The organism is Blastomonas sp. UPD001, assembly GCF_003426715.1.
Classification (GTDB): Bacteria; Pseudomonadota; Alphaproteobacteria; order Sphingomonadales; family Sphingomonadaceae; genus Blastomonas.
The window spans coordinates 1-651 of sequence record NZ_QKVT01000120.1 but is presented as its reverse complement, the minus strand read 5'-3'; the positions used below and the strand labels follow the sequence as shown (position 1 = coordinate 651).

The window sequence follows — 651 nt, the reverse complement described above, 5'->3', positions numbered from 1 at the left end:
AGATGGCGGGCGAGATGGTGAAGGAGATGCGCAGCGTCTTTGCCGTGGGCACGCCGCTGGAGTCGGTCGGGCGGTTCATGCTGGTGGAGGCGAAGGCGGCGGAGATTCCGGCCGAGCGGTTCGAGTTGCCGGCAAAGCCGGCCACGCGGGCGGAGATTGCAGCGGAGTTGAAGAAGGCGCCGCCTTCGCCCTGAGGGTCAGTCGAGCAGGCCGAGCAGCAGGATGATGACGAAATAGATGCCAAGCGTGATGACGGCGAAGGTGGAGAGTGCCACCGTGCGCCAGGCGGCCGAGAACCAGCCGAGCGCATAGCCCTCCTTCAGCTGGAGGAAGATGTGGGCCGCGGGAATGTAGACCAGGAGGAACTGGTAAACGACAGCGGGCGTGTTCGTGTAGGTGAACAGGGTCGAAGCGACGACGGCCAGCATCGACATGAAGCTGATGGAGTAGAGCAGGAACACGACATGGTCGTAGATCCTGATGCCGCGCTTCCAGGCGAACAGCAGGATCATCCAGGGGAGTGACAGGGGGACGAGCAGGAAGCTGAGCTTGTAGCCCTTCTGCTTGAGCTTGTAGAAGAGGAACTCCGGATCCTCGAGTGCCTTCCGGGCCTTGGCCTCGAGCGTGGGATCGCCGAGGTTGACCGTCATT

The 651-nt window shown here is 62.7% G+C and carries 2 pseudogenes; one reads left to right on the top strand and one right to left on the bottom strand.

The window, feature by feature from the left end:
* A pseudogene (locus DM995_RS19430) lies at positions 1-194 on the top strand (hypothetical protein); the annotation flags it as partial.
* A gap of 3 nt (positions 195-197) precedes the next feature.
* Here DM995_RS19430 and DM995_RS19425 read toward each other — a convergent pair.
* A pseudogene (locus DM995_RS19425) lies at positions 198-651 on the bottom strand (DUF3667 domain-containing protein); the annotation flags it as partial.